Source organism: Clostridium mucosae (genome assembly GCF_024622765.1).
In the GTDB taxonomy this organism is placed as follows: domain Bacteria; phylum Bacillota; class Clostridia; order Clostridiales; family Clostridiaceae; genus Clostridium.
Map to the genome: position 1 here is coordinate 19,463 of NZ_JANKAF010000011.1, position 14,491 is coordinate 33,953.

The following is a 14,491-nucleotide window of genomic DNA, read 5'->3' on the forward strand; positions in this document are numbered from 1 at the left end:
GTAGTATTTATTACAGGCTATCTTTGACTAATCCAGTTCCTTCAATTATTAGATTAACATTTACTTCTAAATTTGTATCTGCAATTGGATTGTATACAGCTGCTTTAGGATAGTATATATCAAAAAGTCTTTCAATCTCAAAAACATCTATTTCTTTTTCCTTATACTTATTAAATATATCTTTCAAATAACTTTCTATTTCTTCTTCTTTAACATCTTTAATATACTTCAAAAGTTCATTATCAACTATAAGCCTACCTTGTATTTCTGCAACTGAAGCTTTCATTTCTAGATTTTTAACTAAAGTAATGTTTTCTCCATCATACTTAAGTTTACTTTCTGTACTATTATCCAAAATATCTAATGTAATAAATCCTTGTTCTGATTGTGGATTAGAAATTTCAAGCGTTCCTCTTCTAATATTATTCATAAATAAATTATAGCTCATAGCATCTTTTGAATCTATTTTTTCAACTAATTTATTATCTTTGATTATTGCTCCACCGCCAATTTCTATTTTTTTATCCAATGCATCTTCTCTTATTTCTATAGCACCAACAATATATGTATCACTAGCTGTAATAGAATTACTTAAATAATCATTTATATTTGCTCTCATTGCTCTAGGATTTCTCTTATTTTTATGAACTAACTCTTCTAAATATAATCCTAAATATTCTTCATCACTTGATGTAATTTTAAGCAAATCATCAACTTCACCAAAATATACAAACATATAAGGTTTAATCTGAAACTCTTGATTATTATTTATTAAATCAACATATCTTTTTATTCCATCTCTTGCAGCCTTTTCAGTAAATATATATGCTCTATTTTGTGAATAATTTAATTCATAACTTGAAGCTAAATTCACATCTCTTAGTGCTTCTAATGCTGTTTTTCCTACACCTTTATATATTATTCTCTTCCCCTTATCTGAACTTTCATTAGTACTTCTATAAGGCTTAACACAATCAACATAAACTACGGCTCTTCCAAAGTCATCTGTATCAAAAATCACACTAGTTGCAAAACTAACTTTATTTATATCTCTATAATTAAAGCAACCAACTAGAAATAAAGGAATAAAAAATACTGCTAAAATCTTACTTAATCTTTTAAATCTCATTTTTCATCCCCCTTTTTTATAAAATCCTTTGAAATCTTACCTAAGCTTCCTCTAAGCACAACATCTTTAAACCTATATTCGTTAATACTTCCAATTGGAAATAAAAATTGATATCCAATTGAATCTAATTCAGCTAACTGTATTAATAGTAATAAGGATCCACATAAAAACCCTGGTATACCAAATGCAGCAGAAAATCCAACTAAGACTATTGCCCAAAATGAAACTGCTCCATAAAGCTTTGGAATTAAAAAGTATGCTAATGTGCTTAAAGCTACAACTATTATTGTTATTCTTGATGCTATCCCTGCTCCAACTGCTGCATCTCCTAAAATTAAAGCTGAAACTATGCTCATTGCACCACCTATTGGTTGTGGAAGTCTAAGTCCTGCTTCTTTTATAAATTGAAAGGCAAGCATCATTAGTATTACTTCTATAAAGGTAGGGAATGGAACTCCTGCCCTGGATACTGCAAGTCTAAACATAAATAATGATGGTATCATTGCAAAATGATACGTTATTATTGCTACATATAATCCTGGTACTAATGTTGCTATAAAAAATGCAAACCATCTTAATATACGATTAAAATTTGTATAATACTTATTTAAATAATAATCATCTGGCATTTGGAAATTTTCTAAAAAGAAATATGGTACAGTAATAACAAATGGCGTACCATCAACTATTACAGCTACCCTTCCTTCTAGTAACTTAGCACTAACTTCATCTGGTTTTTCGGTATATCCTACAGTATCAAAAAAGCTTTTTTGATTTTTTAGGGCATCTTCAACATAATTAGTATCTAGAATAAATCTCAAATCTAAATTATTTACCTTCTCTTTAACATTTTCAACTAAATCCTTTGGAGCAACACCATCTAAATAACATACAGCAACTGCTGTTTGAGATTTTTCTCCTACAACTATAGCTTCAAACTTTAAATCTGGATTTTTAATTCTTCTTCTAATTAATGCAACATTATTTACTATTAATTCATTAAATCCTTCTCTTGGTCCCTTTAATACAGATTCTGTTTCAGGAGTCCCAACCCCTCTTACAGGAAATCCTTTTGCTTCTACATATAATACTTGTTCTAAGCCTTCAAATATTACTGCTGGGTCACCAGATAATATATGCATTATTGCATCATCTAAATCTTTAGCTATACCTGCTGCATTAATATCTAATGAATTTTCTATTAATTGCTCTAGAGTTTCAATTTTTCCACTCTCCGGTTCTATTTCACCAGTGCCACGTAATGGAGAAACCACATATTCACTTATCATTTCTGCATTACATAAGTCATCAATGAAAACTACTGTTGCCTTTCCTAAAACTGTTTGGACTGGCCTATACTTAACATCAAAAGAGTTTTTTAATTTCTCTTTCACATATTCTAAATTATTCATATACATCACCTGATTGTATTATTTGTTGAAAAACTGTTTAATATTCATTTTTTTGCTAATACTAAAAAGGAATAAGAAACAATTGGATAATTGATAATGCATAATGGATAATTGAGGTTTAAACTCTTCCAGAGTTTATTTTTATATTTTTCTAATTTAGCTAAGCTAAATTATTTCATTAATTGTCCATTATCAATTATCCATTATCCATTAACATAAGAAGGGTGGTTAATAATGAATAAAATTTCTAGTAAACATTTTATATTATTTGTAATTGGGGTGGCTCTTATATCTGTTAAAACATATCCATCTATATTCATAGATATAGGGGGAAGAGATACTTGGCTAGCTTCTCTTATAGCGTCAATTATATTTGTTATCTTTTTAATGTACATAATTAATATTGGTGTTTCCACTAAGACTTTTGATATAAATGATATTTTTGCTCGTTCTATGCCAAAAGCTATTAGTATTATTTTAATGCTTATATTTGTACTTACTTTATTTATAAATGCTATTGAATCAGCTGCTGTTGAAGCTAATGTATTACACTCTACATTATTTCTTGAAACTCCAGTTTGGTATGCATTAATATTTTTTATACTTCCATCACTTTTTATTTTTAATAAAAGGTTACGTACTATATTAATATTTGTTTTAGTAAGTGTTTTTGTAGTTATAATTAATGGAATAGTCTTTTTTGCATTAACCCAAAGTTATAAGGATATAAATAATTTATTACCTGTACTTGGAAACGGTATATCTTCAGGCTTTACTGTTTCTCTTTTCCTAATTTTAGGTGGATTTTCCTCATTTATGATTGCAATACCATTTTTAAAGTATATAAATGAATTAGAACATATAAGAAAACATACTCTTTATGCCGGAGTTATAACTTCTGCCTTTATCGTTGTCTCAATAGTTGGAGTAATTACAGCTTTTGGTCCACTAAGATCAGCCAATATTTTTTATCCAGAATTTATATTAGGGCAAAGAATTGAAGTTGCAGGATTTTTAGAATTTGGTGAATTATTTTTCATAATTCAAACAGTATTAGGTTTCTTTATTAAGTATGTGTTGGCTACTTATAGCATATTGCTAATTCTAGGCAAGTATATTAAAAATAAACGTCTTTTCATAGGTATATATACTTTTTTAATATTTGTTTTATCAAGCTTTTTAGGAATGAATAACTACATACTTTATGACGTATTAAAGTATTTACAAATAATTAATTTATTTAGTTTTGTTTTAATACCACTTATAGTATTTTCTACTTATTACTTAAAATTTAAATCCAAAGAGAAATTATCTAAAAATTCTAAATAAACCAAAAACTTTTTAATATTACTTATTGAATTTATCTTAGTTTATGGTATAATTATTTTGAAAATTTAAATGATTAGGAAAATCTCGATACATTCTTTCCTTAAAGTTCAACTTACTTAAGAAAAGAAACCTATCAAGTTTATACCTATGAATTTTAAGGAGGATTTTAAAATGGAAGATAAGAAAATAATTTGTAAAGATTGTGGAAAGGAATTTGTTTTCACTGTTGGAGAACAAGAATTCTACAAAGAAAAGGGATTTGACAATGAACCAGTAAGATGCCCTGAATGTAGAAAGGCTAGAAAAGCTCAAAACAACAGAAGATAGTTTCTGTTTTAAAGACTAACCATTTAATGGTTAGTCTTTGTTTATTTATAAGATTTTTTTTGCATAATAAGTATTTTTTTATTAATTTTGTACAAACTAATAATCTATACATAATTTATATAATAGGAGGACATATATAATGAAATCATTAAAAATATTTTTTACTGTATTAATTTTGCTGGTGCTAGTTTCTTTAATATTTAAATTTTCATTTTGGGCTATAGATGCTATACTACTTTCAGCAATATTTTTATTACTAATAGATATTTTTTATGTTAAAGCTTAAGATTGGTTATAAATTAATTTTATATTATATTTTTTATTAAATTACTTGCATTATATATTTTTTTAATTTCTCCCTCTCTATACATCCATTCTTGGCATAAATCAAAATCTTCTTTTTTATAATTGTCGCTTATTTCAAATATAAAATCTTTAAATCCTTCTGCTAATTCTTTTGAATATCCGCAAAATTCCATGAAATAATTAGCCTTATCTTCTTTTGAAGAATTATTAAATATTCTAGCTGCTTCGTTTAATGCCTTATGAAAATTTTTAACTCCTTCTGAATTGTTATTATAAAATTCTTCATCAAAACACCACATAACTAAATTTTTATCACTGTTTCTTGAATCCCAAATTATTTTGCCACCATCATTGGTTATCTTTGATACAAAAGGTTCAATTGCTACTAAAGCATCTATTTCCCCCTTTTTAAGTGCCTCAATTCTCTCGTATGTATTATTAATCCAAACTATTTTAGGATTCTTTATAATATCTTTTAAATCATTTTCTAAAAATAATCTAAATAGTCCAGATCTATTTACTCCAACTCTTATTCCTTCCAAATCCCCATTAATGTCTTTGCTTCCAACTAAATTAATAGTTCTTGTTAAATTTGAAGTTATAACAGCTTTTTTTCCTTTTTCAAGCATATAAAAGAAAAATGTTGTGTCTCCCATCATAGCATCTGACCTTCCTTCTAGAAACTCAATATTTCCCTTAAAGAAGAAATCTTCATCTAAATATAAATTCATATCTATACCGTACTTTTTAAATATTCCTTGCCTGTCTGCTAATATTGCTGTTAAGCTTAATGGATTATTCTTTATTAAGTTTAAATTTATTTTTACCATGTTTACCCCTCCACATATTTTTTCTTGAACTAGATATATTTCAAAATATACGCTTGATATTATTAATTCAAATACTAATAACTACAATAACTTATATATAAGATAATTTTGTATTTAATAGATCAATTTATTTTTATAACTTTAACTATAAAAATGTAGTTACTTAATTATTCTATATAGTAACTACATTTATATAATCAATTTATCTTTATTTTAAGTAACCACATTTATATAAATATTTTATTATTTAACTATATTAACTTCATTTATGTAGTTACTTTCTCTTTAATTATAGTAACTACACTTTTTTTTTATTACTTTAACGTTTAATTATAGTAATACACTTTCGTAGTTACTTTATCATTTATATATAGTAACCACATTTATGTAATTACTTTATATTTATCTATAATAACTAAACTTGTAGTTACCTTATCTTTAAATACAGTAACTACACTTTTATAGTTACCTTATTATTTAAATTAGTAACTATACTTAAACTAGCCCTTTAATAATTTTAAAATTATATCTTTAAGTATTATTTTAAAATCTAACTTAATTTATGATGATGCATATTAAAAATTCTAGTGAAATTATAAAATGAAAACTATATATAAGAAGTAGTGGTCTTGGTCCCCACTCTCTTCCCATTTCTTTATAGACCTCTTGTATTTTATAATAATCCTTATACCATTTCACATATCCATAATAATAAAATATCAATATACCTGATATAAATATTAGTAAATTTATTTTCGATAGCGTTAATAATATTATCCATGATATAACCATTATTATTGCTTCTGGTATTATTATCTTGATGGAGTTTCTAAATCCAATAACATGAGGTAATGTTACCCTAACCCCTTTATCTTTTTCATAATCTGAAGTATTGTTAGTAGACATTAAAAATACAGTCATTATCATAGCTATAAGTGAATATAAGAATATTTCTATACTCATCTTTCCTTGCTGTATGTAAGCCGATACAAAACTACTTATTCCTCCAGCAAATATTCCTGATACTAATTCTCCAACTGGGTAAATTATATATGGCTTTGGTCCTAAAGAATAAGTTAATGCAGCAAGTGCACTTACTATTCCTATAATTAATATATTTATATTATTAGTTATAAAAACTACTAAAAGCCCACTTCCTCCACCTAAAGCCAGCATGAAAAGTAAAGCTATTACTGCATCTAAAAACTTCGCATCTCCTCTTACTAAGCCTTCACTACCTAAATGACCTGTAAATGTATCTTCATTTTCTTCATTCTTTAAAAATGCTCTTATTTCATTTGCTATATTTGCCACTATATTTAAGCTAAAGCCTGCAATAAACATTAAAACTAGTGGTAATATTTTTATATCTTTTGCTAAATAAGCTCCAAATAATCCACCACTAAGTGCTGGAAGTCCAGTTGCAAATCCCGTTCTTAGTTCCATTACTGTATAAATTCGTTTTAAAAAATTGTTCTTTTTCATTTATCTAATACTCCCTGAAGTTATTCCTTCGTAAATATGCTTTTGCAAAAATATGAAAAATAATATCATTGGTATCATGCTTATTACAATGGCTGCACAAATTACTTGCCATTCTGTTGATGCTGGTCCTATAAATTTAAACAAAGTTGTTGATACAGTGTTTAACCCTTCCCCTGGCATATATAAATATGGAACGTAAAAATCATTATATATTGTAATTATCTTAAGCATAATTGCTGTTGCTGTTGCTGGTTTTAATAAAGGAAATATAACTTTTTTGTATATTTTAAAATATCCTGCTCCTTCAAGCATTGCAGCCTTATCTAAATCTCTAGGAATCTTTTCTAAAGCTTGTATATAAATATATACCATTAAAACATCTGCTCCTAAATATATAATTATAGGTGCAAGTCTAGTATTATATATTCCTACAGCATCAATTATTTTAAAAGTTGCAACTTGAGACATCTCCATTGGTACTATTGATACAAACAAATACATAAATAATATTATCTTTTTGAACTTAAAATCAAATCTGCTTATAACAAAAGCCACCATAGATCCTAGGATTACACTTCCTATTGCGCCAAAAAATATTAAGATAAATGTATTAATAAAACCAATTAACATTTTTCCATCTACAAAAGCTCTTATGTAATTTTCAAAATAACTAAAGCTACTAGGCATAGTTATTCCACTAGTTCTTGTAAATTCATCATAGGTTTTAAAAGAACCAAAAACCACAGTAATTATAGGTAAAAAAATTACTATAGTCCAAAGTATTAAAGTAGTGTATTTTAGCACTTTTAATAATATAGATTTAATACTCATCTTCATCATTACTATACACCTTCTTTTGAATAAGAGTTGCAATTACAATTATTATTGTAATTATTACTGCCATACTAGTTGCAAGTCCTATTTTCTTTTGCTCAAATGCAGTTTTCATAGTTTGTAATAAAAATGTACTCGTTCCATTTGAGCCATTAGTCATTATCATAGGTATTTCAAAAACAGAAATTGCACCTATAATTAGTAATATAAAATTTATCTTAACTATTGTATGTATATTAGGTAATATCACATATCTAACCTTTTGCATTACAGAAGCTCCTTCTATTTCTGCTGCCTTTATGTATTCCTTTGGTATAGATTGAATTGCTCCAAAATACATAATAAAACTTCTACCTGTAAATCTCCAAAGTGATATGCTAGCTAATGTATAATTAACAAACCTAGGATCTCCAAGCCAATAATGTATAAACTCTCCAAACCCTAAAGCTCCTAATGAAGCATCAAAAGTTCCTCCTGGTTCAAAGAATATTCTAAATATCATCGATATAGCAACTCCACTTATAAGAGTTGGAAATACAAATGTAGCCTTAAAAAAACTTTTAAATTTAACTTTAAAAGATAACATTATAGCAAAAAACATTGCTATTATAATTTGAAGGATCCCTGATAAAAAGTAATATAAACTATTTTTAAATACTTGAAAGTAAGATGGATCTGTTAAAACCTTTATGTAATTGTCAAAACCAACGAACTCCTTAGTCTTTGATATACCATTCCATGAAGTGAAGCTATATATAAATAGCTCTATTATAGGTAAAAATCCAAATAAAAATAATAATAAAAGTGGAAAAAAAAGAAAGAGAAAAATAATTTTTCTTTCTTTTTTTCTTAAGTTTATATTATTCATTTGCTTTTACTGCTGCTTCCCATTTAGCTTCTAATGAATTGATATAATCACTATAACTTTCATTTTGATTTGGATACATTCCTATATTGATAACCTTTTGAAGTACATCTGTTAATCTACCAACACCTACTTCATTAGCTATTGCAGTGTATTTTGCATCAACTTCTGGTGTTTCAGTTGGTACAGTTAATATTATATTATTGTTTTCAAACATTACTTTTTGTTCGTCAGTTAAATCTTCTTTGCTTGGTGACATTCCACCTAAATCATCTGCATATCCACTTTTAGCTGAAATAAAGAAATCTAAAAATGCTTTAGCTGTTGCTTTATTTTCACTATTTTTATTTATTCCTATTACTGATGGTGCTCCAAATGCAATACTTGTTTGTCCATTAAACTTTACTGGTAGTGGAGCTATATTTATTTTGCTATTGTTTGTGCTTAGACCTTGAATCATCTTTGCATCTTGAGAACCCTTCATTATCATTGCAACTTTACCATCTGCAAGCATTTGTAGTGACTTAGCAAAATCACCTGTAACTGGATCCTCTTCTATAAGTCCATTTGAAGATAACTCATAAAATAAATCCATTATTTCACGTATTGGTTGACCTTCTTTAAAGGCTGTTCCTACATTTAACATTTCTGATCTATATTGCTCTCCGCCATAAGATGTTAAAGTTCCACCCCAAGTACCTAGTGTTTTATTATAATTTGTATAGAAAGGTATAGCATCTGTATTTTCTTTCACTTTCTTTGCTGCTTCTATCATTTCTTCTGTTGATGTTGGCATAGATTCTACTCCTGCCTTTTTAAGAACTTCTTCATTATATATAATTCCTAGTGAATTTACAGCTGCTGGTAATCCGTATGATATACCATCATAATCTGCTTCTGTAACATCTATGTACTTTTCTTCTAATTCCTCAACTTTTCCTAATGGTTCAAAATAATTTTCATATTCTTCTGGAGTACCATTCATAGTGAATGGAAGAAATAAAACATCACCATAATCTTTAGTATTCATTCTAGTCATTATGTAATTGTCATAATCTGCAGCTGATTCCCATATTATATCCTCAACACTTGGATATAACTTTTTAAAATCCTCTTCCATTTTTTCAAATAGCTTGTCTGCATCTGTTCTAGATGTAACCACCTTTATAGTTCCACCTATTTCATCATTTTTCTTTTCTTCAGCCTTAGCGCATCCAACCATAAGTATAGGTAACATTAATAAAGTACTAATTATTTTCCTTGCCTTCATCTTACTTACTCCTTATATTTTTTTGTGTTAATTTATTAAAAATATTAGCCTTAGTAAAGTTAAAACTAATATTAACCTTTTCATCTATCTTTAAATCATTCATATCATGAGATTTCCATGTAAATCTTATTCCTTCATATAAAAGATGATAAATAGTTTCACTTCCTAAATACTCGATTTTCTCTATGGTAGCATCTATAAAGTTTTTATTTGTATTCTCCTTATAATCCTTATTGCTACAATCTCTATCATAGTTATTTACATTATCTGCATTATCATCAATTTTATTAGATTCATTTGTATCCTTTATACAATCTTTATTTTCATTCTTATCTACATGATGTAAAATATCTTTATTGTTAATGTCTCTATTTATATTATCTATATTTTTAATATCTTCTGCTCTTAACCCAATTATATATTCACCTATATCTAAATCATTAAACTCTATTGGTTTAATAAATTTAATAGAATCATTTAGTAACATATAATCTTCCTTTATAGATAAATTAAATAAATTCATTTGAGGCCTTCCAATAAATGTGGCTACAAAAACATTACTAGGATTTTTATAAATTTCTAAAGGAGTTCCTATTTGCTGAATTTCTCCTTCATTTAATATAACTATTTTATCTGCCATTGTTAAAGCTTCTACTTGATCATGTGTAACATATATAGTAGTTGCATTTAATTCCTTATGTAAATTTGTTATTTCATTAGAAGTTGATGTTCTAAGCTTTGCATCTAAATTAGACAATGGTTCATCCATTAAAAATACCTTAGGATTCCTTACCATTGCTCTAGCAAGAGCTATTCTCTGTCTTTGTCCTCCAGATAAATTTTTAGGCTTTGATTTTAGACAATCTTCAAGATGTAATATCTTAGCTGCCCACATTACCTTTTCATTTATTTCACTCTTCCTTACTTTTCTTATCTTCATTCCAAAAGCAATATTTTCATATGCTGTTAAATGAGGATATAAAGCATAGTTTTGAAATACCATTGAAACATTTCTGTCTTTTGGTTCTATGTTATTAATTATTTTATTATCTATTTTTATATTTCCTTCAGTAATGTCCTCAAATCCACAAATTAAATCTAAAAGAGTTGATTTACCACTACCACTAGGCCCAACGATAACTACAAACTCACCTTTTTCTATTGTGAAATTTATATCTTTAATTGCATATTTACCACTATTTTTATATTTCTTTGATAAATCATTAAATTCTATATAGCTAATATAAATCACCTCCACAGTAGGCTTACATAAAACACATAAAAAACCTATATAATTCTAACTTTTAATTCTGATTTTGTCAAACTTATAACAATATCATTTTAATAGTAATATTATACAATTAAACTTCCTTATAAAGCTACAAATATAAACTTTTAGGGTATATTAATTTTAAATCTATAGTTACAAAATTGAATCAGAAAATTAAAGTTATATAAGACTTTTTATATCTCATTAAAGGACTACATATATAAACTTTTACTACTTAAAATCACTGCCATATCCTATACATAAAATTTATTAAGTCTTGTATAATGTCATTCTTTGTTGACATGAGAATTTTCCAAATCTATAATTAATACTATAGTTAAACGTTATATATAACATGCACAAATGAAAGGAGTGCTTTAATTGGAAAATAATACAGAACAAAAGAAGGTTATTTTTAGTGGAATCCAACCTTCTGGACAATTAACTTTAGGAAATTATTTAGGAGCGATAAAAAATTGGGTTGCCCTTCAAGATGAATTTGATTGTTATTTTTGTGTAGTTGATTTACATGCAATAACTGTTAGACAAGAACCTAAGGATTTAAGACAAAGAACTCTTGAAGTCCTTGCAATATACATAGCTGCAGGTATAGTTCCTGAAAAGAATACTTTATTTATTCAATCACATGTTCCTGCTCATAGCGAATGTGCATGGCTTTTAACATGTAACACTTATATGGGTGAACTTAGCAGAATGACTCAATATAAAGATAAATCACAAAGATACGGTGATTCAATAGGGGCAGGCCTATTTACTTATCCAGTTTTAATGGCTGCTGATATTCTTTTATATAATGCAGATTTAGTGCCTGTTGGGCAAGACCAAAAACAACACCTAGAAATAGCTAGAGATATTGCTAACAGATTTAACAATACTTATAGCCCAACATTTAAAATTCCAGATCCTTATATTCCAAAGGTTGGAGCTAAGATTATGAGTTTACAAGATCCAACTAAAAAGATGTCTAAATCAGATGACAATCCAAATGCTTACATCTTAATAATGGATCCACCTGAAGTAATAAGAAAGAAAGTTTCTAGAGCTGTAACTGATAGCCTTGGAGTTATAAATTATTCTGATGAACAACCAGGTGTTAAAAATTTACTTGATCTTCTAATAGCTATTAATGGTTCAAGTGCAGAAGAACTTGTAGCTTACTATAAAGATAAAGGCTATGCTGATTTAAAGAAAGATGTTGCTGATGCTATAGTTAGCGAATTGGAACCAATTCAAAATAAGGTTAAAGAAATCCTTAAAGATAAAAAAGCATTAGAAGATATCTACAAACTAGGTGCTGAAAAAGCAAACTATATTTCAATGAAAACACTTAGAAAAATGCAAAAGAAGATTGGGTTTATTCCTAGAGGATAATTAAAAAAGTTGGATGAGTTAATTTCATCCAACTTTTTATATACCCGTATTAATTATTTTTTCCAATCTCTATTTGTTAAATATTGAATAAACGGTTCTCTAAGCTCTTCTCTCTTTAAGGCAAACTCAACAGTAGCTTGTAAGAAACCAAGCTTATCTCCTACGTCATATCTTCTTCCTTCAAAATTGTAAGCATACATAGCTTCATTTTCAATTAAAGTTTGCAATGCATCTGTAAGTTGGATTTCTCCCCCTTTACCTGGCTTTGTATTTTGTAATATATCAAATATTTGAGGAGTTATTATATACCTTCCTAAAATAGCAACATTGCTTGGTGCCTCATCTATAGCTGGCTTTTCAACTAATTTTTTTACTTTATAAACTCTATCTTCAATATGAATTCCATCTACTATACCATACTTACTTACATCTTCATGAGTTACAGTTTGAACTCCTAAAATAGATGTCTTGTATTCTTTATAACAATCCATTAATTGCTTTAAACAAGGAACTTCTGAATCTACTACATCATCACCTAATAATACTGCAAATGGCTCATTGCCAACGAAGGCTCTTGCGCATAATATTGCATGTCCTAATCCCTTAGGTTCTTTTTGTCTTATGTAGTGAATATCAACCATATCTGATATCCCTCTTACAAGTTCTAAAAGATCCTCTTTATGATTTTTCTCTAGTTCCATTTCTAGTTCTATTGATTTATCAAAGTGGTCTTCAATACATTTTTTATTTCTTCCAGTTATTATTAAAATTTCTTCAATTCCTGAAGCTACAGCTTCTTCAATAATGTATTGTATAGTTGGTTTATCAACTATTGGAAGCATTTCCTTAGGTTGAGCCTTTGTAGCTGGTAAAAACCTAGTTCCAAGCCCAGCTGCTGGTATAATAGCTTTTCTTACTTTCATATTTATCCCTCTCATTCACATATCTTTACATAATATTTATAATTAATTTTAGCATATTAATAAAAATAGTTCAATTTATAGCTTATATAAATTGAACTATTTTACAATTTTAATTAAATTTGCCAATATATATCTTTTATATATTAAATATTATTTTTTAATATATCTTTTAGGATACTAACTTCTAATTTAACATTTTTAAGGTATAAAAATAATTGCCTATCTAATACTTTTTATAAAATCTATAAATTTATTATGATCAATTGCAAAGTTACCAGAAACCTTACTGTTTTCTTTTAAACTTCTTGTAACAACGGCCCCAAGGCTGACACTTGAATTATTGCCAATTACAAGTCCATTTGAAACAGTTGCTCCTATTCCAAACCAACAATCATCTCCTATTATAGTTCTACCACCTATTGTTGTCTTAGATGTAATGAAACATCTCTTACCTACTTTTACAGCATGAGCTATATGAACAAGATTGTCTATTCTACTATACTCTCCTATTACAGTATTATCCCAAGGATAAATCGCTTTATCTATACAAGCAGAATATTGAATTTCGGCGTTTTCTTCAATTATTACTCCACCAATATGAGCAACTCCCATTGTTTTATTATCATATCTCTTAAATTCGTAGCCTTCTCCACCAATTACAGTATTAGCTCTAATTATGCAGTTATCCTTAATTGTAGTATGCTCACGAATAATTACATATTCTTCAATCACTACATTATTACCAATTTTAACATTCTTATTACTAATAATTGCAGTTGGAGAAATAACACAATTTTCTCCTATTTCAGTTTCAAAATCTTCTCTTTTATAATCTTTATTTTCAATTAACTTATTATGTAAATTGAAAAAATCTATTCTTGGAACCTCTGAAATTATGACACCAATTTCTTCTGGAATCTTGCTTGCCATTTCCTTTGTAGTAATAACACATGAAATACTTTTGCTTAATTGACTTAAAAATTTCTCACTTTCAATAAATGATAATAATTTTTCATTTGCTTCAGAAATATTTAATCCCAAAGATGAAAATTCTCCATCTCTAAAAAGTTCAAAATTACTATCTAAAGCTAAAATTCCACTTAGTAACATATAGCATCC

14 protein-coding genes are annotated in these 14,491 nt (G+C 27.5%); 4 read left to right on the forward strand and 10 right to left on the reverse strand.

Going from position 1 to position 14,491, the window contains the following annotated elements:
* Positions 1-10: 10 nt before the first annotated feature.
* Entirely contained in the window at positions 11-1,129 is a 1,119-nt protein-coding gene (locus tag NSA50_RS12525; protein ID WP_257445489.1) for a Ger(x)C family spore germination protein, read from the reverse strand.
* Positions 1,126-2,541, reverse strand: a complete 1,416-nt coding sequence (locus NSA50_RS12530; protein WP_257445491.1) for a spore germination protein — start codon at positions 2,539-2,541, stop codon at positions 1,126-1,128. Before NSA50_RS12530 ends, NSA50_RS12525 begins: the two co-directional genes overlap by 4 nt.
* A gap of 234 nt (positions 2,542-2,775) precedes the next feature.
* Between NSA50_RS12530 and NSA50_RS12535 the strand changes: the two genes are divergently transcribed.
* The 3 genes from NSA50_RS12535 (at position 2,776) to NSA50_RS12545 (ending at position 4,483) form a co-directional block, all read left to right on the forward strand.
* A complete protein-coding gene (locus tag NSA50_RS12535) occupies positions 2,776-3,870 on the forward strand; it encodes an endospore germination permease (protein ID WP_257445493.1) in 1,095 nt (364 codons plus the stop codon).
* 171 nt (positions 3,871-4,041) lie between these two features.
* Positions 4,042-4,197, forward strand: a complete 156-nt coding sequence (locus NSA50_RS12540; protein WP_195263791.1) for a zinc-ribbon domain-containing protein — start codon at positions 4,042-4,044, stop codon at positions 4,195-4,197.
* Positions 4,198-4,336: 139 nt separating this feature from the next.
* Entirely contained in the window at positions 4,337-4,483 is a 147-nt protein-coding gene (locus tag NSA50_RS12545; RefSeq protein WP_195263790.1) for a hypothetical protein, read from the forward strand.
* 19 nt (positions 4,484-4,502) lie between these two features.
* Here the strand turns inward: NSA50_RS12545 and NSA50_RS12550 are convergent, their stop codons facing one another.
* From NSA50_RS12550 to NSA50_RS12575, 6 genes are all read right to left on the reverse strand, one after another.
* On the reverse strand, positions 4,503-5,333 hold the full coding sequence (locus tag NSA50_RS12550; RefSeq protein WP_257445497.1) for an ABC transporter substrate-binding protein: 831 nt from the start codon (positions 5,331-5,333) through the stop codon (positions 4,503-4,505).
* Between the two features lie 555 nt (positions 5,334-5,888).
* Positions 5,889-6,818: a prenyltransferase gene (locus NSA50_RS12555; RefSeq protein WP_195263788.1), complete on the reverse strand. Its 930-nt coding sequence runs from the start codon at positions 6,816-6,818 to the stop codon at positions 5,889-5,891.
* Positions 6,819-7,658: a carbohydrate ABC transporter permease gene (locus NSA50_RS12560; RefSeq protein ID WP_243249584.1), complete on the reverse strand. Its 840-nt coding sequence runs from the start codon at positions 7,656-7,658 to the stop codon at positions 6,819-6,821.
* A complete protein-coding gene (locus NSA50_RS12565) occupies positions 7,639-8,520 on the reverse strand; it encodes a carbohydrate ABC transporter permease (protein WP_257445501.1) in 882 nt (293 codons plus the stop codon). Before NSA50_RS12565 ends, NSA50_RS12560 begins: the two co-directional genes overlap by 20 nt.
* Positions 8,513-9,787, reverse strand: a complete 1,275-nt coding sequence (locus NSA50_RS12570) for an ABC transporter substrate-binding protein (protein WP_195263786.1) — start codon at positions 9,785-9,787, stop codon at positions 8,513-8,515. Before NSA50_RS12570 ends, NSA50_RS12565 begins: the two co-directional genes overlap by 8 nt.
* Position 9,788: 1 nt before the next feature.
* Positions 9,789-11,039 (reverse strand): ABC transporter ATP-binding protein, encoded by a 1,251-nt coding sequence (locus tag NSA50_RS12575; protein ID WP_374940972.1) that lies wholly within the window; start codon positions 11,037-11,039, stop codon positions 9,789-9,791.
* A 399-nt stretch (positions 11,040-11,438) separates the two neighbouring features.
* Here NSA50_RS12575 and trpS point away from each other — a divergent pair, with 399 nt between their 5' ends.
* A complete protein-coding gene (gene trpS / locus NSA50_RS12580) occupies positions 11,439-12,449 on the forward strand; it encodes a tryptophan--tRNA ligase (protein ID WP_257445510.1) in 1,011 nt (336 codons plus the stop codon).
* A 53-nt stretch (positions 12,450-12,502) separates the two neighbouring features.
* Here trpS and galU read toward each other — a convergent pair whose 3' ends face one another.
* Together galU and NSA50_RS12590 are read right to left on the reverse strand one after the other, a co-directional pair.
* Positions 12,503-13,372: a UTP--glucose-1-phosphate uridylyltransferase GalU gene (gene galU / locus NSA50_RS12585; RefSeq protein WP_195429158.1), complete on the reverse strand. Its 870-nt coding sequence runs from the start codon at positions 13,370-13,372 to the stop codon at positions 12,503-12,505.
* A gap of 219 nt (positions 13,373-13,591) precedes the next feature.
* Positions 13,592-14,482: a UDP-3-O-(3-hydroxymyristoyl)glucosamine N-acyltransferase gene (locus NSA50_RS12590; RefSeq protein WP_257445512.1), complete on the reverse strand. Its 891-nt coding sequence runs from the start codon at positions 14,480-14,482 to the stop codon at positions 13,592-13,594.
* Between the last annotated feature and the right edge of the window lie 9 nt (positions 14,483-14,491).

What these genes read in the sequence shown, in the direction of transcription:
- NSA50_RS12525 (WP_257445489.1), bottom strand. Translation starts at nt 1,129, where the DNA reads ATGAGATTTAAAAGATTAAGTAAGATTTTAGCAGTATTTTTTATTCCT.
- NSA50_RS12530 (WP_257445491.1), bottom strand. Translation starts at nt 2,541, where the DNA reads ATGAATAATTTAGAATATGTGAAAGAGAAATTAAAAAACTCTTTTGAT.
- NSA50_RS12535 (WP_257445493.1), top strand. Translation starts at nt 2,776, where the DNA reads ATGAATAAAATTTCTAGTAAACATTTTATATTATTTGTAATTGGGGTG.
- NSA50_RS12540 (WP_195263791.1), top strand. Translation starts at nt 4,042, where the DNA reads ATGGAAGATAAGAAAATAATTTGTAAAGATTGTGGAAAGGAATTTGTT.
- NSA50_RS12545 (WP_195263790.1), top strand. Translation starts at nt 4,337, where the DNA reads ATGAAATCATTAAAAATATTTTTTACTGTATTAATTTTGCTGGTGCTA.
- NSA50_RS12550 (WP_257445497.1), bottom strand. Translation starts at nt 5,333, where the DNA reads ATGGTAAAAATAAATTTAAACTTAATAAAGAATAATCCATTAAGCTTA.
- NSA50_RS12555 (WP_195263788.1), bottom strand. Translation starts at nt 6,818, where the DNA reads ATGAAAAAGAACAATTTTTTAAAACGAATTTATACAGTAATGGAACTA.
- NSA50_RS12560 (WP_243249584.1), bottom strand. Translation starts at nt 7,658, where the DNA reads ATGATGAAGATGAGTATTAAATCTATATTATTAAAAGTGCTAAAATAC.
- NSA50_RS12565 (WP_257445501.1), bottom strand. Translation starts at nt 8,520, where the DNA reads ATGAATAATATAAACTTAAGAAAAAAAGAAAGAAAAATTATTTTTCTC.
- NSA50_RS12570 (WP_195263786.1), bottom strand. Translation starts at nt 9,787, where the DNA reads ATGAAGGCAAGGAAAATAATTAGTACTTTATTAATGTTACCTATACTT.
- galU (WP_195429158.1), bottom strand. Translation starts at nt 13,372, where the DNA reads ATGAAAGTAAGAAAAGCTATTATACCAGCAGCTGGGCTTGGAACTAGG.
- NSA50_RS12590 (WP_257445512.1), bottom strand. Translation starts at nt 14,482, where the DNA reads ATGTTACTAAGTGGAATTTTAGCTTTAGATAGTAATTTTGAACTTTTT.